Below are 19,420 nucleotides of genomic sequence, written 5' to 3'. Positions count from 1 at the left end.
CCCACTGCGCACCACTTAACTCTTTTGGCATATTCCCTCTTGCGAGGTTGTCTCAAAAACAATCTGCTCATCACCATTAACGCCGATATCAATCTGCCTGATCGCGGCTTTTTCCGTCATGGCCTGCAACCAGTAGCGCGACAGTCGTGGCAGAATGTGCTGTTCGATGTAGCCAATCAGCAACCGCGCGCCCGTTTCATGCATTGGACAGCACGCCACAATATGTGCGACCAGTTCCTCGCTATACGTCAGCGTCACGCCGTGCTGCTCACCCATCCGCGCCACCAACCGGTCAAGGTGCAAACGGGCAATCACGCCACGCGACGTTTCGTCCAGCGGCAGGTAAGGGATCACCGTCACGCGGCCCAGAAATGCCGCCGGGAAATGCTTGCGTAATTCCGGCATTAGCGCCTCTTTAAGCCCCGTAGCATCGGGCATTAAAGCCGGATCTTCACACATCTGGCTGATGAGGTCGGAACCCACGTTGGTGGTGAGTAATAGCGTGGTGTTTTTGAAATCGACATGTGTTCCCTCACCGTCCTCCATCCCGCCCTTGTCAAACACCTGATAGAAGAGTTCATGGACGTCATGGTGCGCTTTTTCGATCTCGTCGAGCAGCACTACGCTCCAGGGGTGGCGACGCACCGCTTCCGTCAGTACACCACCCTCGCCATAGCCCACATAGCCGGGGGGCGCGCCTTTCAGCGTGGAAACGGTGTGAGCCTCCTGGAACTCGCTCATATTGATGGTAATCAGGTTCTGCTCACCGCCGTAGATAGCCTCCGCCAGCGCCAGCGCGGTTTCGGTTTTACCGACACCAGACGGCCCGGCCAGCATAAACACGCCCACCGGTTTGCGTGGATCGCCCAGTCCCGCCCTGGCGGTCTGAATACGTTCACCAATCTGCGCCAGCGCGCCGTCTTGCCCGGTAACGCGTTGCGCCAGTCGGGCAGGCAGTTCCAGCACCTGGCTGGCCTCATCTTTCACCATGCGCCCGGCAGGAATACCGGTCCAGTCGGCGACAATCGCCGCGACCACCGCCGCGCTGACTTCCGGGAACACCACCGGCGCGTCGCCCTGCCACTCCCTTAGCGCCGTTTCGGCCTGTTGCAGCGTGGTTTTGTCATCAGCATCAGACTCTGCGACACGCAGTTCCTGCAACGTATGTACCAGTTCCAGCTCCCGCTGCCAGCGGGAGCTGGATGCAGTCAGTTCATTGTTGAGCGAGAAAATTCGCGCCGTCAGCGCATCGCGCCGCTCATCTGACTGAATCCCCATTTTTTCCTGCTTCTGCAACAGCGACCGTTCCATTTCCGCCGCTTTTAGCTGCTGGCGCAGGAACTGTACGCTGGCAGGCGGCGTGTGCAGCGTCAGCGCCACGCGGGCCGCGGCGGTATCCAGCAGGCTGATGGCCTTATCCGGCAACTGCCGGGCGGGAATGTAGCGGTGAGAAAGCTGTACCGCCGCACGTACCGCCTCATCCAGAATCAGTACGTTATGGTGTTTTTCCAGCGTATCCACCAAACCACGTACCATTTCCATTGCGGGGATCTCTTCCGGTTCGGCAATCTGCAACACCTGAAAACGCCGGGTCAGCGCCGGATCTTTCTCAATATGGCGCTTGTATTCGCTCCAGGTGGTGGCGCCGATAGTCCGCAGGGTGCCGCGCGCCAGCGCCGGTTTCAGCAGGTTAGCGGCATCGCCCGTGCCGGATGCGCCGCCCGCGCCCACCAGAGTGTGAACTTCATCGACAAACAGAATAACCGGCTGCGGCGAGCGCCCGGCCTCTTCCAGTAACCCTTTCAGACGCGATTCAAACTCGCCTTTCATGCTGGCTCCGGCCAACAGAGCGCCAACGTCCAGCGCCAGCAGCCGTACTTCCCGCAGCGCGGGCGGCACTTCCCCCTGCGCAATCGCGAGGGCAAAACCTTCGACGACCGCCGTCTTTCCGACGCCCGCCTCACCAGTCAGTAGTGGATTATTCTGGCGACGGCGCAGCAGAATATCCGTCATGGTGCGGATTTCATGCTCACGCCCCGTCACCGGGTCGATTTTGCCGTCGCGCGCCTGTGCCGTCATGTCCTGACAGTATTTCGCCAGCGCGGATTTACCGTCCTGCCCGCCGTTGGGAATCGCCTGACTGCTTTCACCGGGAATGGCTGATGCCAGACCGGAGCCGTCGTAAGGGCGCTCCTGCGCTTCCGGCGATGTTTCGATCAACGAGGGCAGTATTTCAGTCAGTTCATCAACCGGAAGCGTGGCCAGCGGCGCGCAGATACTGCTCAGTACCCGACGCAGTTCTGGCGTGGTCAACAAGGCCAGCAGCAACCAGCCGCTGCGAATTTTGTTATCGCCGTAACGGACGCTCGCCAGCATCCAGGCCTTTTCAACGCTGAGATCGATATGGTGAGAAAAATCACTAATGGCGCTGGCCCCGGCGGGCAGCATATCCAGTTGCCGGAGTAACGCTTTCTCCACATCAGTAAGAGGGATCTGGTAATGCCGAAGAACGTGGAGAATATCGTTATCGGGCTGCTGTGTTAACTGGTGCAGCCAGTGAGTCAGCTCAACCCAGGGATTAGAGCGTAGTTTGCAAAATGCCGTTGCCGATTCCAGCGACCGGAATAGTGGGCCGGCCAGTTTTCCATACAACGCACTGCGTGAAACAGGAGTTTCCATGTGTTATGCCTTGTGACATAAAAATTCATAAAAATAATGCATCAATGCACATAAATATATAAACAATTCTTTATTGATAGCCTCGAAAAAATATCGAAACAAAACAATGATACAGATCAGGGACTAATTAGCAACTAAGCCGTTAATATTAAATAATCAATGAACAGCAAGATAAAAATCGCAATTGCAGAATTAAAAGAAATAATATTTCAAAAAAGACATCTATGCATACAACAATGCATTCACGACGAAAATAATAAAAAGGGTGTCATCAATAATGACTCCCTATGAATTTAGTTAAAATTATTTATGAATTAAAACTCCCTAAACGTTTCCTCCAGAAAAATAAATACATTTAAGGGACATAATGAAACAAGACATGTGGGAATTACGGAAAATACAGTCGCAGGGTATAACGGATAACGCACAGTATCCCGCAGGGACATACATCGTATTTACTGCCGCCGCCCCCTACATTCCGCTTTTTGAGCAACATGGGAAAGACGATATCGCGCTCAGTCTTGTTCGCCACGAAGAGGCGTGGTGGATTGTTAATCACTCTGATGAACTGTGCTGTGCCGTCAATGAGCAGGTGATGGAACCTCATCACCGTATGCGGCTGAATGATGGAGATACGATTGAATGGGGTCTGTCATCCTGGTGCCTTGCCCGCACCAATGATGAGTCCCGTCCCGATGTTTCGTTTCCTCAGTTGGTTCAGTCATCTGAATCCGTTGCTGAGTACCTGGATCTGGACTGGTTTAAACAACAACAGCTCAATCCGCAGAACCCGTTCGATATTATTCCCGTCCGGGAAACCGCGTCCTCTTACACCGGCCATGAAGCGGATAGCACGCTACACCAGCTTTACCAGGAATATCAGCAGGCATTGCGGCCCTCCGGGCAGGAAAAGCCCCTCCGTCCTAAACCGTTTCCTCGAAATGAAGACGCTGTCACCCAGGATTTGACGTCGTTATACGATAAAAAGGGCGACACCGACACGTTACAGGATATGGTGGCAGGCGCGCCCGGTATTGATGCCATTCTGGATACGCTGGACACGACCGGTGAGGGTGAAATGCACTGGCTGGCGATGGAATCAATGCCCGATATCCTGCAACTGCTCTCGCCGGAACAGGCGGGGAAAACCGCACATAGCGAGATACTGCCCGATCTGACCCGCCGCGAGCATCGTATTATTGGCATCGACAGCCACTACCGAATCACTCCGACACAGAAAAATGGAAATACCGCCCATGAAAAAAACTGACACGCTTCCTGCTACCCTGTCCGCGCTGATACAGGAATACTCTATTGCGGAGGGGATTCAGATGGCGGAGCAGCAGGTTCGGGAAAATCCGGCGAAAGCGCTCTGCCGCCACAGCCTGTTTCAGTTGCTGTGTGTGGCCGGAGACTGGTCGCGGGCGCTACACCAGCTTCAGCTATGCGCCAGGATGGAGGCCAATTATACCCAGGAGGCCCGGCTGTACCGGGAGCTGGTTCGCTGCGAAATGTTCCGCCACACCGTTTTTCAGGGTGAACAACGACCCGGTTTTCTTCTGCCGCAGCCCGTTTGGGTGGAGTCACTGCTGGCGGCACTCGCCTGTCATGACGATACCGGTGAGATTGATAAACACCGTAATACCGCACTGGAAGCCATAACAGACACGGGCGGGCAGTGGAGCGGCGGCGCATTTGACTGGGCGAGCGACAGCGATTCCCGCCTTGGCCCGGTACTTGAGCTGGTCACCGGCGGCGTGTATATCTGGCTGCCGTTTTCGCAAATATGCTCGCTGGAATCGCCGCAACCGGCGCGCCTGACCGATCTGCTGTGGAAACCCGTTAATATCACCCTGGTGAATGGTGATACGCACGGCGCCTGGCTCTTTACCCGTTACAGCGGTTCGGAAAGTGCATCCGACGCCCTGCGTTTGTGCCGGGAAACCGCCTGGCAGGACGGCCCCGGCGAAACCACCGTGCGGGCGCTGGGGCAGAAAGTGTGGCTGACCAGCCACGGCGATATCAGCCTGCTGGACATGGCCCATTGTACCTTTCATGCTCAGGAAAACGATGGCGCATGAGCACGTCTCGTTTTACACCCGCTAACCACCTGCTGCCCACCCTATTTGATCGGCTGTGTGACAATGCTCCGTATCAGAAAATTGACCGGGATATCAGCGTCACGCCGGTACAACTGAAGGAGATCATTCGCCGGGATCTCTCCTTTTTGCTCAATACCATTAGCCACGAGGGTGACATCGACGCCCGGCGCTATCCGCAGGCGGCGGCGTCAGTGCTCAACTATGGCCTGCCGCCGCTGGCGGGCAGCTTTATGTATGAGCATAAGTGGGACGATATCAGCGAGGCGATCCGGCGCGCCATTATCCGTTTCGAACCCCGGCTGAACGCCGCCACACTCAGGGTCACGCCATTGCTCGATAAAACCCGGCAGGGTAGCTATAACACGCTACAGTTTGAAATTCGCGGACAAATTCTGACGCAGCCGTATCCCACGGAGTTTCTGGTACGCAGCGCGCTGGATATGGAGCTGAGCCGCATTACGTTCTTTTAATACAGGGCATTATTCATGGATCCACGGCTACTGGAGTATTACAACCGCGAACTCAGCTACCTGCGGGAGACCGGTGCTGAGTTCGCCACCCTCCATCCCAAAATTGCCGCCCGACTGGGGATGCAGGGAACCGATATTGCCGACCCGTATGTGGAACGCATGATCGAGGCGTTCAGCTTTCTGAGCGCCCGCACTCAGCTAAAAATTGACGCCGAGTTTCCCCGCTTCACACAGCGGTTACTGGAAGTCGTCAGCCCCAATTACGTCACCCCCACGCCATCGATGGCAGTGGTAAAGCTGTATCCCGATACGCAGGAAGGCGACCTGGCGAAAGGGGTCACCGTGCCGCGCGATACCGCGTTCGTTTCCCCCATCCCGGAAGGCGAAAATACCGCCTGCCAGTTTCGCAGCAGCCAGGACGTCACGCTGTGGCCGCTGTCCATCGAGGAGGTACGCCTGACCGCCGCGCCGCCGGATATGCCCGCCCTGCACCGCTATCTGCCGCCTAATATTCATGTCGCCGGGGCATTGCGCATCACCCTGCGAACCTTCGGGGAACTGACTTTCAGCGAGCTGGCCGGTCCGGCACGGCTGCCCTTTTACCTCTGCGGCGAAGAACGCATTGCGTCACACCTGTTTGAGCTGCTACATACCAGCGCCGTCGCCACACTGGCCGGAGAACCCGGTCACTTTGACGGCGAACTGAATGTGAATCTTCAACACCCGGTGGCGCACGAAGGGCTGGAGCCAGGGCAGGGGCTGCTGCCGCTCGCCTGGAACGTGTTTCATGGGCATAATCTACTGCATGAATTTTTCGCCTGTCCGGAACGGTTTTACTTCTTCACCCCGACCGGATTGTCTGCCGGGTTACAAAAGGTGCAGGGCAATGTGGCGGAAATTGTCATACTGCTTAACCGCCTGCCGCCGGACTGGCTGATTCATCAGACGGACGCTGCACAGTTCAGCCTGTTCTGTACGCCGGTGATCAACCTGTTTCCTCGCACCACCACCCGGATTGAAGTCACTCACAGCGTGACGGAACAGCATCTGGTGGTGGATCGTACCCGTCCGCTGGATTACGAGGTGTTTTCTGTTCAGGAAGTCGAAGGCCTGGAAGCGGAAACCACACGGAAGATGATTTTTCGTCCGCTGTATCACACCCGTAATAATGACGAAGGCAACCACGGGCGTTATTTTTCACTGCGTCGTGAACCGCGCCGCTCGTCAGAAAACGCCCGCCGCTATGGCACCCGAACCCCCTATACCGGCTCGGAAGTCTTCCTCTCGCTGGTTGATCAGCATGAAGCGCCCTACCCGGAAAATCTGCGCCATATCACCGTCACGGCAATGGTGACTAACCGCGATCTGCCCTGCCTTATTCCACGTAATGGCCGGGATGATCTGACCGTAGATGCGGCGATTCCGGTGGCGGGCGTGGGTCTTATCAGACCGCCGCGCCCGCCGCAGCCGCCGCTGGCTGAACGCGAAATGGCCTGGCGGCTGATCCGGCAGTTGTCGTTTAATTATCTGCCGCTGGCCGATCTGGATCACCGTACCGGCGGTCAGGCGCTGCGCGATCTGCTGAATCTGTTTATTCCGGCTCACGACAGCCCGCAGTCGCGCCAGGTGCGCAGCCTGATTGGCTGCAAAACCACCCCGGTGACCCGCCGCCTGCCCGGCTCCGGCCTGTTAGTCTATGGCCGGGGCGTCAGTTGCGAACTGACCGTGGACGAAGAAGGATTTTCCGGTATCAGTCCTTACCTGTTCGGTCTGGTGCTGGAACACTATATTGCCCGCCATGTTTCCATTAATACCTTCTCGCAGATGACGCTGCACTCGATGCAACGCGGGCATGTCATGACCTGGCCGGTCAGAACCGGGCAACGGGGGAGCGTATGACCGGCGCTCTCAACCAGGCGCAGAAAACCCCCTGGCGTTACGGATTCCTGAACCTGATGCGGCGCGTGGATGCCCAGCTCTGTGATACTCCGGCAGGCAGTACCTGGCAGCCACGGATGGAAAAATTCCGTCTGGGACAGACGCCGACGATGACCTTTGCGCCACGGGAAATCGCCCAGGTCAGCTGGCAGGATGGACGCCTGCACCTGAGCCTGTACAGCCTCGGACTATGGGGGCCAAACGGCCCGTTGCCGCTGCACTATACCGAGCTGGCACTAAACCGCTCAGAGAGCCGTCACGATCCGACGCTGGTTCATTTTTCCAATATTTTTCACCACCGCTGGCTGACGCAGTTCTGGCAGGCATGGCGCAGCGCCCAGTCCGCTGGTGGCGGGCTGGACAAACCGGAACACGACCGTTTTGCGTTTTATATCGCCAGTCTCAGCGGGCAGGATCTACGGGAAAGCGCCGAAAGCCCGCTGTCAGATCATGTTCGCCTGGCAGCCTCCGCCCATCTGGTACGCGAATCGCGCAATCCTGACGGGCTGGCCGCCACGCTGGCACACTATTTCAGCGTACCTTTTGCGGTGAAAGAGTTCGCCCTGCACTGGATAACGGTGGCGAACGATGAAATCACCCGTCTGGGCACGCCCGCGCAGTCTTCGGTGCTGGGCAACGGGGCGCTTATCGGCCAGACCGTACCGGATATGCAGTACAAATTCCGGCTAATTATCGGCCCGCTCACGCTGGAGGATTACCTGCGTTTTCTGCCCGGCGGCAACAATCTGCCCGTGCTGACAGAACTGGTGCGTACGTTCATCGGTTTTGAATATTGCTGGGAAATTGAGCTGCAGTTGAAGCCTCATGCCGCACCGCCTGCGGTGATCGGCGGCGCGCAGCGGCTTGGCTGGACGGCCTGGGCAGGTAAAGCCATGCATGACCGTCCGGTGACAGGCATGATTTTTGAACCTGAACACGGCTTAACCCACTGAGAGTAATGATATGGACATGTCCCTGACTAAACCGGTAAGCGCGGCACAACCCTGCGGCCCCGATCCGGAGTACGACCCGGAATACCTGCTGCTGTTCAGTCGCGCCGCCCCCCAGGCGGAGGCGCAATATGGTGATTTTGTCAGTACGCCGGAAGCCGTGAACTGGCCGGAAATTGAGCGTGATGCGCGCCGTCTGCTCACGCGCAGTAAGGATATCCGGGTGTTGATCCTGCTGCTGCGCAGTCGCATCCAGCAGGCTGGCGCACAGGGACTTGCGGAAATGCTCACGCAACTGGCAGAACTGAGCGTAATCTGGTCCGATGCACTCCATCCACAGCTGCTTACCGGCGAAGGCGCATCCGCAGAATCTATTGAAGATGCGGCGCTGGCGCGCAGTAATGCCCTGGCGGCGCTGCTGGATCACGAAGGCGTGATGGCAGACATTCGCGGTATCACGCTGTCAAACAGCGCCGCCCTGCGCCTGCAGGTACGGGATGTCGAGCGCGCGTTATCCGCTCCCCGCCCGGCTGATGCGCTGGCCCCCGAATCTGTCCGCCAGCAACTGGCCGACCTCGAAGCCCGTGGGGCATTACCGCTGGCGGCGTTTCGCGAAGCGCAGGAAAGCGCAGAACGCCTGCAAGTGTGGGCGCGTGAGACATTAGGCGATCTGGCTCCAGATTTTTCACGCCTGCGGCAGTTGTTAGCGCTGCTGCCTGACGTGGTACAGACAACCACACCGGAAATCCCTCCGTCGCCAGCGCCAGTGCCAGACCCCGCAGGCACGGTTATGGATAATGCCGTTCCGGCACGGGCAGAGGATGTGCCGCCTGTCAACGCGCCACCCGGTATATCCCTCCCACACAATGCTGAACCGGGGCCAATTCGCGATCGTAATGATGCGCTGGAGCGCCTGCGGTGCATTCGTCGCTGGTTTGAGAGCAGTGAACCCAGTAGCCCGACCATCCCACTGTTACGCCAGGCTGAAAGACTGGTGGGAAAACGGTTCTCGGAGGTGATCAATGAGATCCCGGTGGAGTTGCTGGAGAAGTGGGATGCCCTGGAATGATGATGCGCATGTCTGGCGGTTCTCCGTGATTATCTGAGTGACATCAACATTACGCAGTCTGCTTCTGCGCTGAACATGTCCCGATCCCGGTTAAGCACCGCCATGAGGCCGCGCCTTAAATGCCAGTGGGATCAAAATAGCCATGACAGTGAAAGAAGTGGCGGTAATATCCTGTTCGTCATCCAGGCGTAGGCCCATTTGCGTCAGATTCCACGATAGGCGGTGGCACTGCTGAAGACGAAAAAAAACCGCATCCTTTTTACAGTGATGCGGTTTTTTTTACTTCACAGGATGTATAAAAACACCCTGAGATTTGTATCTGGCGGAACGGACGGGACTCGAACCCGCGACCCCCTGCGTGACAGGCAGGTATTCTAACCAACTGAACTACCGCTCCGTGATGTTCCCGCTGGGAACGAGGCGAATATTACGGTTTGCGGTGTCGCCCGTCAACGCTTTTTCTCACCTTTTGAATCAGTTGCTGCAAAAATCGCCCGAAGGATGATTTTTATAGCCTAAAAAGGAATAAATTACGCCCGCCAAAGGCAACTTCCGCCCTTTTTCTGCACCAGATCAAGCCGCGATTCATGCGCAGCCAGCTCTTCCTCAGAGGCAAAAACGACCCGTAACCGGCTGGCCTGGCGAACGATTCGCTGAATGGTCGCCTCACCTTGCTGCCGTTGCGTCTCTCCTTCCATCGCAAACGTCATGGACGTTTGTCCGCCCGTCATCGCCAGATACACTTCGGCAAGGATCTGGGCATCGAGCAACGCGCCGTGCAAAGTACGTTTGCTATTATCTATCTCATAACGCGAACACAGCGCATCAAGGCTGTTACGCTTGCCGGGGAACATTTTCCGCGCCAACGCCAGGCTGTCGGTAACTTTGCAGAAAGTATTGGTTTTAGGAATATCGCGTTTAAGCAGACCAAACTCATAATCCATAAAGCCAATATCGAACGATGCGTTATGGATGACCAGCTCCGCGCCGCGGATATAATCGAGAAACTCATCGACCACATCAGCAAAAACCGGCTTATCCAGCAGAAACTCATCGGCGATGCCGTGTACGCCAAAAGCCTCCGGATCCACCAGCCGATCCGGCTTCAGGTAAACGTGGAAGTTATTACCGGTCAGACGACGGTTTATCACCTCAACCGCACCGATCTCAATAATCTTGTGACCTTCATAGTGCGCGCCTATCTGGTTCATACCGGTGGTTTCGGTATCGAGGACAATCTGTCGTGTAATTGCAGTGCTCATATCGGTCATTTATGTCAGACTTGCGTTTTGTTATCGATTTCAATTACAGGAAGTCTACCAGAGATGCTTAAACAGGTAGAAATTTTCACCGATGGCTCTTGCCTGGGGAATCCAGGGCCTGGTGGTTATGGCGCTATCTTACGCTATCGCGGTCATGAAAAAACGTTTAGTGAAGGTTACACGCTGACCACCAATAACCGTATGGAACTGATGGCGGCGATCGTCGCGCTTGAAGCGTTAAAAGAACATTGCGAAGTGACATTGAGCACCGACAGCCAATATGTGCGGCAAGGAATTACCCAATGGATTCATAACTGGAAGAAACGCGGCTGGAAAACAGCGGAAAAGAAACCCGTAAAAAATGTCGATCTCTGGAAACGTCTCGATGCTGCGTTAGGTCAGCATCAGATCAAATGGGTATGGGTCAAAGGCCATGCAGGCCATCCCGAAAACGAGCGTTGTGATGAACTGGCGCGCGCCGCGGCAATGAACCCCACGCAGGAAGATAGTGGCTACCAGGCGGAGGCTTAGCCATCCGGTTTGCGATATTGCCGGGTGGCGCCAACGGTCTGGCGGATAGGGGTTTTACTTTTATTATGTCGCAGCGGATTAAGCGTAAGCGGGATGGTCCGCTTACGGGCCACAATAAGCTGTAAACAGCCCAGCGCCGGGATATGCGTATTTAAAAGCCGCCCCCCCTGCTTTTTCCAGGGTAAGACATGAAAACGGCTATAATGTAGCACTTCAAAATTGAGTAAAGACAGCCAGTCCAGTTGCCGCATAAGGGTAAACATCCGACTATTATAGGGCGGTGTTTTACGTAAAACGGGTACCAGTTTACGTAACCCCATCAAACTCAGCGGGTTAAATCCACTGATGACCAGCCAACCGTCATCAATCAATACGCGGTCGGCTTCCCGCAATAAACGGTGCGGGTCGGTACACCACGGCAAAGTATGCGCCAGCAGACAAACATCGACGGATTTATCCGCAAAAGGAAGGTGTAGCGGATCGGCCAGAACCTGCATCGGTGAGCCCTGCGATGAAACATTCACCTGATGGGAGACCGCGCACGCTTCGGAATTGATTTCTGCGCTTAAATTACCGATTTTAAGCAAATGGAAACCATACATTTTTGCAAGCCACGGATTTAGCTGCTGTTCCAGCGCCTCACGGTAGTAATTGCCCCAGGGCAACTCACCCCAACATCCGGGCGCAACGACAGTTTGAGAGAGCCTTGCCGGTTTCATCGCAACCTTCCGCTAATTATTTGAGAGGTAATATATGAATCTTAACAGTATTCCCGCGTTTCAGGACAATTACATCTGGGTGCTGACCAATGATGAAGGCCGCTGTGTGATTGTTGATCCCGGCGAAGCGGCCCCCGTCTTAAAGGCCATTGCTGAACATAAGTGGATGCCGGAGGCGATTTTTCTGACGCATCACCATCACGACCATGTTGGCGGAGTCAAAGAGCTGTTGCAACACTTCCCGCAAATGACGGTTTATGGACCGGCGGAAACGCAAGACAAGGGAGCAACCCATCTTGTTGGCGATGGCGATACTATTCGCGTTTTAGGCGAGAAATTTACTCTTTTTGCCACGCCGGGCCACACGTTAGGACACGTCTGTTACTTTAGCCATCCTTACTTATTCTGCGGCGACACGCTGTTTTCCGGCGGCTGTGGTCGACTGTTTGAAGGCACGCCATCACAGATGTATCAGTCACTTATGAAAATTAATTCTCTGCCTGACGACACGCTCATTTGCTGCGCTCACGAATACACTTTAGCTAACATTAAGTTCGCATTGAGCATACTTCCGCACGATTCGTTCATAAATGAATATTATCGTAAAGTTAAAGAGTTACGTGTAAAAAAACAAATGACATTACCCGTTATTCTTAAAAATGAGCGTAAGATTAATCTTTTTTTAAGAACTGAAGATATTGATTTAATTAACGAAATAAACAAAGAAACAATATTGCAACAACCAGAAGCGCGTTTTGCATGGTTAAGGTCAAAGAAAGACACGTTCTGATAATTCTTACTTGTCATTCGCTAACTTCGCCGTTATGATCGGTCGTCTTTTAAGCAACTATTGACACACACATGAAGGCAAAAGCGATATTACTCGCCTCTGTCCTGCTTGTGGGGTGCCAGACGTCTCAGAACACTGGCAACGTCCAACAGCACGCACAGAGCCTTTCTGCAGCTGGTCAAGGGGAAGCAGGAAAGTTTACGAGTCAGGCACGATGGATGGACGACGGAACGTCTATCGCGCCAGATCAGGACTTGTGGGCTTTCATTGGCGACGAGCTAAAGATGGGAATTCCGGAAAACAGCCGGATTCGCGAACAGAAACAGAAGTATTTACGCAATAAGAGCTATCTCCACGATGTAACTTTACGGGCAGAGCCGTATATGTACTGGATAGCGGGGCAGGTTAAGAAACGTAACATGCCTATGGAGCTGGTACTACTACCCATAGTGGAGAGCGCTTTTGATCCTCACGCAACGTCTGGCGCCAATGCCGCAGGCATCTGGCAGATCATACCGAGCACAGGGCGCAATTATGGTTTAAAGCAGACCCGTAATTATGACGCGCGTCGCGATGTTGTAGCCTCTACGACCGCCGCGTTAGACATGATGCAGCGTCTGAACAAAATGTTTGACGGCGACTGGCTGTTAACCGTTGCAGCGTATAACAGCGGCGAAGGCCGTGTTATGCGGGCAATTAAAGCAAACAAAGCGCGTGGAAAACCGACGGATTTCTGGTCGCTTTCTTTGCCCAGAGAAACGAAACTCTACGTACCTAAGATGCTGGCATTGAGTGAAATTCTCAAAAACAGCAAACGCTACGGCGTACGTCTGCCAACAACAGATGAAAGCCGAGCGCTGGCACGAGTTCGTTTAAACAGTCCAGTTGAAATGGCGCAGGTTGCGGATATGGCGGGCATGTCTATCAGCAAGCTGAAGACGTTTAATGCCGGTGTAAAAGGGTCTACCTTAGGCGTAAGCGGTCCGCAATATGTTATGGTGCCCAAAAAGCATGCCGAGCAGTTGCGTGAGTCGCTGGCTTCCGGTGAGATTGACGCCGTTCAGTCCCAACTGATCGCCGACAATACGCCGTTGAATAGCCGTAGCTATAAGGTGCGCTCTGGCGATACGCTTTCCGGTATTGCTTCGCGGCTTGGCGTAAGCACGAAGGACTTGCAGCAGTGGAACAACCTGCGTGGTTCGCGCCTGAAAATCGGGCAAAGCCTGACCGTAGGCGCTGGCAGCAGCGCGCAACGACTGGCAAACAATAGCGATAGCATTACCTATCGTGTCCGTAAAGGCGATTCGCTTTCCAGTATCGCCAGACGTCACGGGGTGAATATCAAAGATGTGATGCGCTGGAACCATGATACGGATAATCTACAACCGGGCGATCAGCTTACGTTGTTTGTGAAGGACAATAGCACGCCAGACTCCTGATATTGTCCAACGAAAAAGCCAAAAGGCGCCGCTTCCCCCGGCGCCTTTTAAATTGCTATACCGCTTTATGCGCTTCCAGCATGATAGTATCGCTGCTAAACGAGCCGTCATCCTGCAACTCAAAATAACGCTTCACCTCTACCGGGGCGCTCGCCTGATATAATCGAATCGCCTCAACCAACGGCGCTGGCGTACGCATCCGCGTTACCCATGAGCGAAATTCCAGCGATAAACGATCGGTTATCACGGTATTCGTTACCAGCATCGCATTATTGACCATCGCCAGCCATTCACCACTGGAATAGTTACGGACATGCGACGTGTCGCGTAACGCCTCCACCGTTTGCAGCCAGATATCGCGTACAGGATGTCCAGGCGACATGACATCCATGATAATCAGCACGCCGCCGGGTTTTAATACACGATAAACCTCACGCAATGCCTGACCAACGTCGTGCCAGTGATGCGCGGAATAGCGGCTAATCACCACCTCAAACGATGCATCTTCAAAGGGCAGTTTTTCGGCATAGCCTTGGCGGAGAGTAATATTACTTAAATGTCTTTCTTCCGCCGCTCCAGCGACAACCTCAAGCATGCTGGCGGATAAATCGTATGCCACGACCGAGTTGGCATGTTGCGCAGCGACAAAACTCGCGTGTCCAGCTCCACATCCCATATCCAGTACGTTCGCGTGGGAAAAATCAGACAGCCTTTGCGCCAGCCGCGCTAAGTCACGACCCGATGCGTGAACGGCGCTATGTAAATAGGCGTTCGCCTGTGAACCAAACTGCTTTTCAACATTGTCATGATGGGAATGCGTTGTCATGGTAGTGCCCTTCTGTTATGAGAAAAATAGAGGGCAGCACCCGAAGAGGCCTGCCCCACGGCAGACCTGACGCACCTTTATTGCTCAGGTTTGCCGGGACTGAATTCAACGAGTAGCGGATTGTGATCGGAAGCGCGCGTCACCAGTACGGAGGCTTCATTCACGTTTAAACCACGATAAAAAACAAAATCCAGCGGTCGTCCAAACGCACGACGGCGCTGATCGTCAGTGAAACGCACCTGGCGCAGCGACATCTCACGTGCAAAGCGGTACAACGCATTCATACGTGGGCGGCTCCAGGCATTAAAATCACCCGCCATAATGACAGGGCCGCTATGGTGCGCAATCTGGTCGCCGATCGGAAGTAACTGCTTACTGTATACGTCCACGCCCAGACTAAAATTTACCGCATGAACATTTACTACCATTAATAAACGGGTATCCGGCAAGGGATATACCGTCACCAGGGCTGATTTCGCCAAACGTAAAATTGGTTCTCTTTCCCGTAAAGGGCAGCAGTAAACAGGATGGGCGGCAGAAAGCGTCATGACGCCAGACGGATGCTGAGGTAATACAAAAGCGGGAACCTGGTCGGCGGCAAGATAGTTAGCGGTGGCAAACTGTACCAGTTCAGGCGTCGTCTGTGCCTCCTGCAACAGGACCAGATGCGCATCTTTGCCGTAGTTCTTCAGCACCGATAACCATTCGGCTCGCTGCTGCTTGAATATATTCCACACGAGGATACGGATCCGCTCTTCACTGCTTAGCGGTTCCCCGGCGGGCAATGCCTGGCCAATGCTCGCAAACGACCCTGGCGGCAAAATCCGCTCGGCGGGCTGTCCGGCAACATAGCGCATCGCATAGGTGTTTTTTCGCACTTTTGACTTTCAAACCTCTGTAACGTCAACCAGTCCTCAACCGGACTGGTTCTTCTGTTATAGGGATTTTAGCACTCACTTTCAACGAACAATTGCAGTTTGTTTTGTAAGTAGGCGCTTACATCAATAATTTACTCCAGAGCAATGCGTACAGGTTTATCAAGACGTCCGCTGACGCCCATCAGCAGGAAAGCCACCAGAACAATGAGGGCGCCAATCCACGGCGTCTGCGCCAAACCGTAATGCGCCACCGTTTGTCCGCCAATCACGGAACCCAGCGCAATACCAATGTTAAACGCCGCAATGTTCAGACCTGACGCCACATCTACTGCATTAGGCGTGAATTGTTCCGCTTTCTGTACCACGTAGACCTGCAACCCCGGTACGTTACCGAAGGCAAAGATCCCCATCACCAGAATGGTAGCCAGCGCGGCATACTGCGTGGAGGCCGTCACCTGGAAGACCATCAGCAGAACAAACAGCGCGGCGAAAATGAATTTCAGCGCCGGCACGGCGCCATGCTTATCCGCCAGTTTACCACCCCAGATATTGCCGATAGCCACAGATACGCCATAACCCAGTAGGATCCAGCTTACTGCTGCCGGGGAGAATCCCGCCAGATCCTGCATCATTGGCGCCAGGAAGGTGAATGCCGTGAATACCCCGCCGTAGCCCAGCGCCGTAACGGCGTAAATCAGCAACAGACGAGGATGAGTCAGTACTTTCACCTGGTCACGAATGCTGGCGGCCGCCCGACCGGGAATATTGGCAGGGATCAGCAGTTGACTGCTCATCAGCGCAATCACCCCTAACAGTGATACCGCAAGGAAGGTCTCACGCCAGCCAAAATGCTGACCGATAAATGTGCCCAGCGGAACGCCCGTGACCAGCGCTACCGTTAAACCACCAAACATAATAGCGATCGCAGAAGCCGCTTTCTCTTTTGGCACCAGACTTGTCGCGATGGTAGATCCAATCGAGAAGAACACGCCGTGCGCCAGGCCCGTCAGCAGACGGGCGACGATTAATGTCATATAGCCCGGTGCCTGCCATGCCAGCAAATTCCCCGCCGTAAACAAGACCATCAGCGCGACCAGTAACTGTTTACGCGGCAGGCGTCCGGTCAGCGCGGTCAGCACCGGCGCGCCAATAGCCACACCCAGCGCATAGATTGAAACCAGCATTCCGGCGGAAGGTAACGAGATAGCCAGTTGTTGAGCAATGGTCGGCACCAGGCCGACAATCACAAACTCAGTCGTACCGATAGCGAAAGCACTTATTGTCAGTGCAAATAAAGCGAGAGGCATACATAACTCCATAACAGCAGTAATCAGATGACACGCAGTATGCCTGGATGTTTTAATGACAAAAATAGCCAAAATATCAATTTAATTTTGCTTCAGGAGCAAAAATGAAAGCCACCTCCGAAGAACTCGCAATTTTTGTCGCTGTCGTGGAAAGCGGCAGCTTCAGCCGGGCGGCAGAGCAGCTTGGACAGGCCAATTCCGCTGTCAGCCGGGCAGTTAAAAAGCTGGAGATGAAGCTCGGCGTCAGTCTGCTTAATCGTACGACCCGACAGCTGAGCCTGACTGAAGAAGGAGAGCGATACTTCAGGCGTGTGCAGCAGATACTGCAAGAAATGGCCGCCGCAGAAACGGAAATCATGGAGTCGCGTAATACCCCACGCGGCTTACTGCGTATCGATGCGGCAACGCCGGTAATGCTGCATTTCCTGATGCCGCTGATTAAACCTTTTCGTGAACGGTATCCGGAAATAACGTTGTCTCTTGTCTCCTCCGAAACGTTCATCAATCTTATTGAACGAAAAGTGGATGTTGCGATACGCGCAGGCACGTTGACAGATTCAAGTCTGCGCGCGCGTCCGTTATTTACCAGTTATCGTAAGATTATCGCTTCACCGGATTATATTGCCCGTTTTGGCAAGCCAGAGACCGTTGAAGAGTTAAAACGGCATCTGTGCCTGGGGTTCTCAGAACCTGTTTCGCTCAATACCTGGCCAATAGCCTGTAGCGATGGGCAGCTCCATGAGGTTGAATGTGGGATTTCTTCCAATAGCGGGGAAACGTTAAAACAACTTTGCCTGAACGGTAACGGCATTGCATGTCTTTCAGATTATATGATTGATAAAGAGATCGCGCGGGGAGAACTGGTGGAACTGCTGGCCGATAAACGTCTGCCGGTAGAAATGCCTTTCAGCGCCGTTTACTACAGCGATCGCGCCGTCAGCACACGCATTCGGGCATTTATCGACTTTTTGAGCGAATATATAAGAACAGCCCCCGCAGGAGCTGTGAAAGAGGGGTAAAGGTACAAAGGATCGGGTAATTAATCCCAGGCAGGAGCCAGTCCTTCCGGGCTAACCAGACGATCGTTGCAATCCAGTGCCGCGATCGCATTTTTATCTTCGGCATCCAGATGCAGGTCCTGCGCCAGCAAGTTGCTTGCCAGGTTTTCACGCCTGGTGGATGAAGGGATCACGGAGTAACCTTCACCCATTGCCCATGCCAGAATAACCTGCGCCGGGGTCGCATTATGTTTAGCCGCAATGCGCGCAATCACTTCATCTTTCAGCGCCTTACCGTATGCCAGCGTCATATAAGAGGTGATATGGATACCGTGCGCTTTCGCCCAGTCAACCACCTTACGATTCTGAAGATACGGAGATAGCTCAATCTGGTTGGTGGCGATATGGTCTGCGCCCACCGCGGCAATAGCCTTTTTCATCAACGGAATGGTGAAGTTTGAAATGCCAATTTCGCGAGTCAGCCCTTGTTTTTTAGCTTCCAGCAATGCCTGCATAAATTCTTCGACAGACACGGCATCACCCGGAGATGGCCAGTGGATCAGCGTCAGATCGACATATTCGGTACGCAGTTTTTTCAGGCTCTCTTTCAGGCTTGGGATTAGCTTGTCTTTGCTAAGGTTTTCAATCCAGATCTTGGTGGTGATGTACAGCTCGCTACGCGGTACGCCGCTCTCAGCAATCGCCTGTCCAACAGCCGCTTCATTATCATAGATCTGTGCAGTGTCGACAGCACGGTAGCCCAGTTCAAGCGCCGTTTTAACAGAAGCGATAACCACGTCGTCTTTCAGGCGAAAAGTACCTAAACCGAATGCAGGGATAGTCATAGAATTCCTCTTTTTAATCACTATGTTCGTTAACTGAGGGGATTATGACCTTCAGCGCTTTGCAGAAAAAGAGCGAGAAATGCAGAGGATTTTTGCGAATTGAGCAATAATTAAATGACATGCAAAGAAAAAGCCCTGAGCTAATGCTCAGGGCTCTTAATAAGTGGCGGAACGGACGGGACTCGAACCCGCGACCCCCTGCGTGACAGGCAGGTATTCTAACCAACTGAACTACCGCTCCACCGAATTCTTTTACAACCACTGATTTTTACATCAGTTTACTGCTTAATTTGATGCCTGGCAGTTCCCTACTCTCGCATGGGGAGACCCCACACTACCATCGGCGCTACGGCGTTTCACTTCTGAGTTCGGCATGGGGTCAGGTGGGACCACCGCGCTAGTGCCGCCAGGCAAATTCTGTTGCCGGAAACGAATCTTTTATCTTTCGTTCCCGAAAATCCGGAATCAGTGCTGAAAATCGTCTTCTCATCCGCCAAAACATCTTCGGCGTTGTAAGGTTAAGCCTCACGGTTCATTAGTACCGGTTAGCTCAACGCATCGCTGCGCTTACACACCCGGCCTATCAACGTCGTCGTCTTCAACGTTCCTTCAGGAGA

17 protein-coding genes, 2 tRNA genes and 2 rRNA genes are annotated in these 19,420 nt (G+C 54.1%); 10 read left to right on the top strand and 11 right to left on the bottom strand.

The window, feature by feature from the left end; all coding sequences use genetic code 11:
- Window positions 1-15: 15 nt before the first annotated feature.
- Window positions 16-2,679: a type VI secretion system ATPase TssH gene (tssH, locus tag ABVM99_RS10160; protein ID WP_023195618.1), complete on the bottom strand. Its 2,664-nt coding sequence runs from the start codon at window positions 2,677-2,679 to the stop codon at window positions 16-18.
- A gap of 367 nt (window positions 2,680-3,046) precedes the next feature.
- Between tssH and tagK the strand changes: the two genes are divergently transcribed.
- Genes tagK through ABVM99_RS10130 form a run of 6 tightly spaced genes read left to right on the top strand, consistent with a single transcriptional unit; the run spans window position 3,047 to window position 9,208 of the window.
- Window positions 3,047-3,949 carry a type VI secretion system-associated protein TagK gene (gene tagK / locus ABVM99_RS10155; protein ID WP_001524811.1) on the top strand — a complete coding sequence of 301 codons (903 nt, stop codon included), beginning with the start codon at window positions 3,047-3,049 and terminating at the stop codon, window positions 3,947-3,949.
- Window positions 3,936-4,760 carry a type VI secretion system accessory protein TagJ gene (locus ABVM99_RS10150; protein ID WP_023194953.1) on the top strand — a complete coding sequence of 275 codons (825 nt, stop codon included), beginning with the start codon at window positions 3,936-3,938 and terminating at the stop codon, window positions 4,758-4,760. Before tagK ends, ABVM99_RS10150 begins: the two co-directional genes overlap by 14 nt.
- Window positions 4,757-5,251 (top strand): type VI secretion system baseplate subunit TssE, encoded by a 495-nt coding sequence (tssE, locus tag ABVM99_RS10145; protein WP_000108007.1) that lies wholly within the window; start codon window positions 4,757-4,759, stop codon window positions 5,249-5,251. The genes ABVM99_RS10150 and tssE overlap by 4 nt, the downstream gene beginning before the upstream one ends.
- 15 nt (window positions 5,252-5,266) lie before the next feature.
- A complete protein-coding gene (tssF, locus tag ABVM99_RS10140) occupies window positions 5,267-7,150 on the top strand; it encodes a type VI secretion system baseplate subunit TssF (RefSeq protein WP_000371508.1) in 1,884 nt (627 codons plus the stop codon).
- Window positions 7,147-8,142, top strand: a complete 996-nt coding sequence (gene tssG / locus ABVM99_RS10135; RefSeq protein ID WP_023194952.1) for a type VI secretion system baseplate subunit TssG — start codon at window positions 7,147-7,149, stop codon at window positions 8,140-8,142. Before tssF ends, tssG begins: the two co-directional genes overlap by 4 nt.
- Before the next feature lie 10 nt (window positions 8,143-8,152).
- A complete protein-coding gene (locus ABVM99_RS10130; protein ID WP_023194951.1) occupies window positions 8,153-9,208 on the top strand; it encodes an ImpA family type VI secretion system protein in 1,056 nt (351 codons plus the stop codon).
- Window positions 9,209-9,528: 320 nt separating this feature from the next.
- Here ABVM99_RS10130 and ABVM99_RS10125 read toward each other — a convergent pair.
- Together ABVM99_RS10125 and dnaQ are read right to left on the bottom strand one after the other, a co-directional pair.
- Window positions 9,529-9,605, bottom strand: a tRNA-Asp gene (locus ABVM99_RS10125).
- A 133-nt stretch (window positions 9,606-9,738) separates the two neighbouring features.
- Complete coding sequence (dnaQ, locus tag ABVM99_RS10120; RefSeq protein ID WP_001670675.1) at window positions 9,739-10,470, bottom strand: DNA polymerase III subunit epsilon; 732 nt, start codon at window positions 10,468-10,470, stop codon at window positions 9,739-9,741.
- A gap of 63 nt (window positions 10,471-10,533) precedes the next feature.
- Between dnaQ and rnhA the strand changes: the two genes are divergently transcribed.
- On the top strand, window positions 10,534-11,001 hold the full coding sequence (gene rnhA, locus ABVM99_RS10115) for a ribonuclease HI (protein ID WP_000917872.1): 468 nt from the start codon (window positions 10,534-10,536) through the stop codon (window positions 10,999-11,001).
- On the opposite strand, the gene ABVM99_RS10110 is transcribed toward rnhA, so the two are convergent.
- Window positions 10,998-11,720, bottom strand: a complete 723-nt coding sequence (locus ABVM99_RS10110) for a class I SAM-dependent methyltransferase (RefSeq protein WP_000801242.1) — start codon at window positions 11,718-11,720, stop codon at window positions 10,998-11,000. The two genes, rnhA and ABVM99_RS10110, sit on opposite strands and share 4 nt — an antisense overlap.
- A gap of 34 nt (window positions 11,721-11,754) precedes the next feature.
- Here ABVM99_RS10110 and gloB point away from each other — a divergent pair, with 34 nt between their 5' ends.
- A complete protein-coding gene (gene gloB, locus ABVM99_RS10105) occupies window positions 11,755-12,510 on the top strand; it encodes a hydroxyacylglutathione hydrolase (protein ID WP_001052773.1) in 756 nt (251 codons plus the stop codon).
- A 71-nt stretch (window positions 12,511-12,581) separates the two neighbouring features.
- A complete protein-coding gene (gene mltD / locus ABVM99_RS10100) occupies window positions 12,582-13,949 on the top strand; it encodes a murein transglycosylase D (protein WP_000644706.1) in 1,368 nt (455 codons plus the stop codon).
- A gap of 55 nt (window positions 13,950-14,004) precedes the next feature.
- On the opposite strand, the gene ABVM99_RS10095 is transcribed toward mltD, so the two are convergent.
- The 3 genes from ABVM99_RS10095 to ABVM99_RS10085 form a co-directional block, all read right to left on the bottom strand.
- Window positions 14,005-14,775 (bottom strand): class I SAM-dependent methyltransferase, encoded by a 771-nt coding sequence (locus ABVM99_RS10095; RefSeq protein ID WP_000207236.1) that lies wholly within the window; start codon window positions 14,773-14,775, stop codon window positions 14,005-14,007.
- Window positions 14,776-14,852: 77 nt separating this feature from the next.
- Complete coding sequence (locus tag ABVM99_RS10090) at window positions 14,853-15,653, bottom strand: endonuclease/exonuclease/phosphatase family protein (protein ID WP_001230970.1); 801 nt, start codon at window positions 15,651-15,653, stop codon at window positions 14,853-14,855.
- Between the two features lie 131 nt (window positions 15,654-15,784).
- Complete coding sequence (locus ABVM99_RS10085; protein ID WP_001127535.1) at window positions 15,785-16,960, bottom strand: MFS transporter; 1,176 nt, start codon at window positions 16,958-16,960, stop codon at window positions 15,785-15,787.
- A gap of 104 nt (window positions 16,961-17,064) precedes the next feature.
- Here ABVM99_RS10085 and yafC point away from each other — a divergent pair, with 104 nt between their 5' ends.
- Window positions 17,065-17,979, top strand: coding sequence for a DNA-binding transcriptional regulator YafC (gene yafC / locus ABVM99_RS10080; protein WP_000648536.1), 915 nt, complete (start codon window positions 17,065-17,067; stop codon window positions 17,977-17,979).
- Between the two features lie 20 nt (window positions 17,980-17,999).
- Here the strand turns inward: yafC and dkgB are convergent, their stop codons facing one another.
- From dkgB to ABVM99_RS10060, 4 genes are all read right to left on the bottom strand, one after another.
- Window positions 18,000-18,803, bottom strand: a complete 804-nt coding sequence (dkgB, locus tag ABVM99_RS10075) for a 2,5-didehydrogluconate reductase DkgB (protein WP_023195781.1) — start codon at window positions 18,801-18,803, stop codon at window positions 18,000-18,002.
- A gap of 164 nt (window positions 18,804-18,967) precedes the next feature.
- A tRNA-Asp gene (locus tag ABVM99_RS10070) sits at window positions 18,968-19,044 on the bottom strand.
- 54 nt (window positions 19,045-19,098) lie between these two features.
- Window positions 19,099-19,214 (bottom strand): 5S ribosomal RNA (gene rrf, locus ABVM99_RS10065).
- 103 nt (window positions 19,215-19,317) lie between these two features.
- Window positions 19,318-19,420, bottom strand: a 23S ribosomal RNA gene (locus tag ABVM99_RS10060); the annotation flags it as partial.

It is taken from the genome of Salmonella sp. SJTUF15591 (genome assembly GCF_043356435.1).
In the GTDB taxonomy this organism is placed as follows: Bacteria; Pseudomonadota; Gammaproteobacteria; order Enterobacterales; family Enterobacteriaceae; genus Salmonella; species Salmonella enterica.
This window is presented reverse-complemented; position numbering and strand designations above follow the sequence as displayed.

What these genes read in the sequence shown, in the direction of transcription:
- tssH (WP_023195618.1), bottom strand. Translation starts at nt 2,679, where the DNA reads ATGGAAACTCCTGTTTCACGCAGTGCGTTGTATGGAAAACTGGCCGGC.
- tagK (WP_001524811.1), top strand. Translation starts at nt 3,047, where the DNA reads ATGAAACAAGACATGTGGGAATTACGGAAAATACAGTCGCAGGGTATA.
- ABVM99_RS10150 (WP_023194953.1), top strand. Translation starts at nt 3,936, where the DNA reads ATGAAAAAAACTGACACGCTTCCTGCTACCCTGTCCGCGCTGATACAG.
- tssE (WP_000108007.1), top strand. Translation starts at nt 4,757, where the DNA reads ATGAGCACGTCTCGTTTTACACCCGCTAACCACCTGCTGCCCACCCTA.
- tssF (WP_000371508.1), top strand. Translation starts at nt 5,267, where the DNA reads ATGGATCCACGGCTACTGGAGTATTACAACCGCGAACTCAGCTACCTG.
- tssG (WP_023194952.1), top strand. Translation starts at nt 7,147, where the DNA reads ATGACCGGCGCTCTCAACCAGGCGCAGAAAACCCCCTGGCGTTACGGA.
- ABVM99_RS10130 (WP_023194951.1), top strand. Translation starts at nt 8,153, where the DNA reads ATGGACATGTCCCTGACTAAACCGGTAAGCGCGGCACAACCCTGCGGC.
- dnaQ (WP_001670675.1), bottom strand. Translation starts at nt 10,470, where the DNA reads ATGAGCACTGCAATTACACGACAGATTGTCCTCGATACCGAAACCACC.
- rnhA (WP_000917872.1), top strand. Translation starts at nt 10,534, where the DNA reads ATGCTTAAACAGGTAGAAATTTTCACCGATGGCTCTTGCCTGGGGAAT.
- ABVM99_RS10110 (WP_000801242.1), bottom strand. Translation starts at nt 11,720, where the DNA reads ATGAAACCGGCAAGGCTCTCTCAAACTGTCGTTGCGCCCGGATGTTGG.
- gloB (WP_001052773.1), top strand. Translation starts at nt 11,755, where the DNA reads ATGAATCTTAACAGTATTCCCGCGTTTCAGGACAATTACATCTGGGTG.
- mltD (WP_000644706.1), top strand. Translation starts at nt 12,582, where the DNA reads ATGAAGGCAAAAGCGATATTACTCGCCTCTGTCCTGCTTGTGGGGTGC.
- ABVM99_RS10095 (WP_000207236.1), bottom strand. Translation starts at nt 14,775, where the DNA reads ATGACAACGCATTCCCATCATGACAATGTTGAAAAGCAGTTTGGTTCA.
- ABVM99_RS10085 (WP_001127535.1), bottom strand. Translation starts at nt 16,960, where the DNA reads ATGCCTCTCGCTTTATTTGCACTGACAATAAGTGCTTTCGCTATCGGT.
- yafC (WP_000648536.1), top strand. Translation starts at nt 17,065, where the DNA reads ATGAAAGCCACCTCCGAAGAACTCGCAATTTTTGTCGCTGTCGTGGAA.
- dkgB (WP_023195781.1), bottom strand. Translation starts at nt 18,803, where the DNA reads ATGACTATCCCTGCATTCGGTTTAGGTACTTTTCGCCTGAAAGACGAC.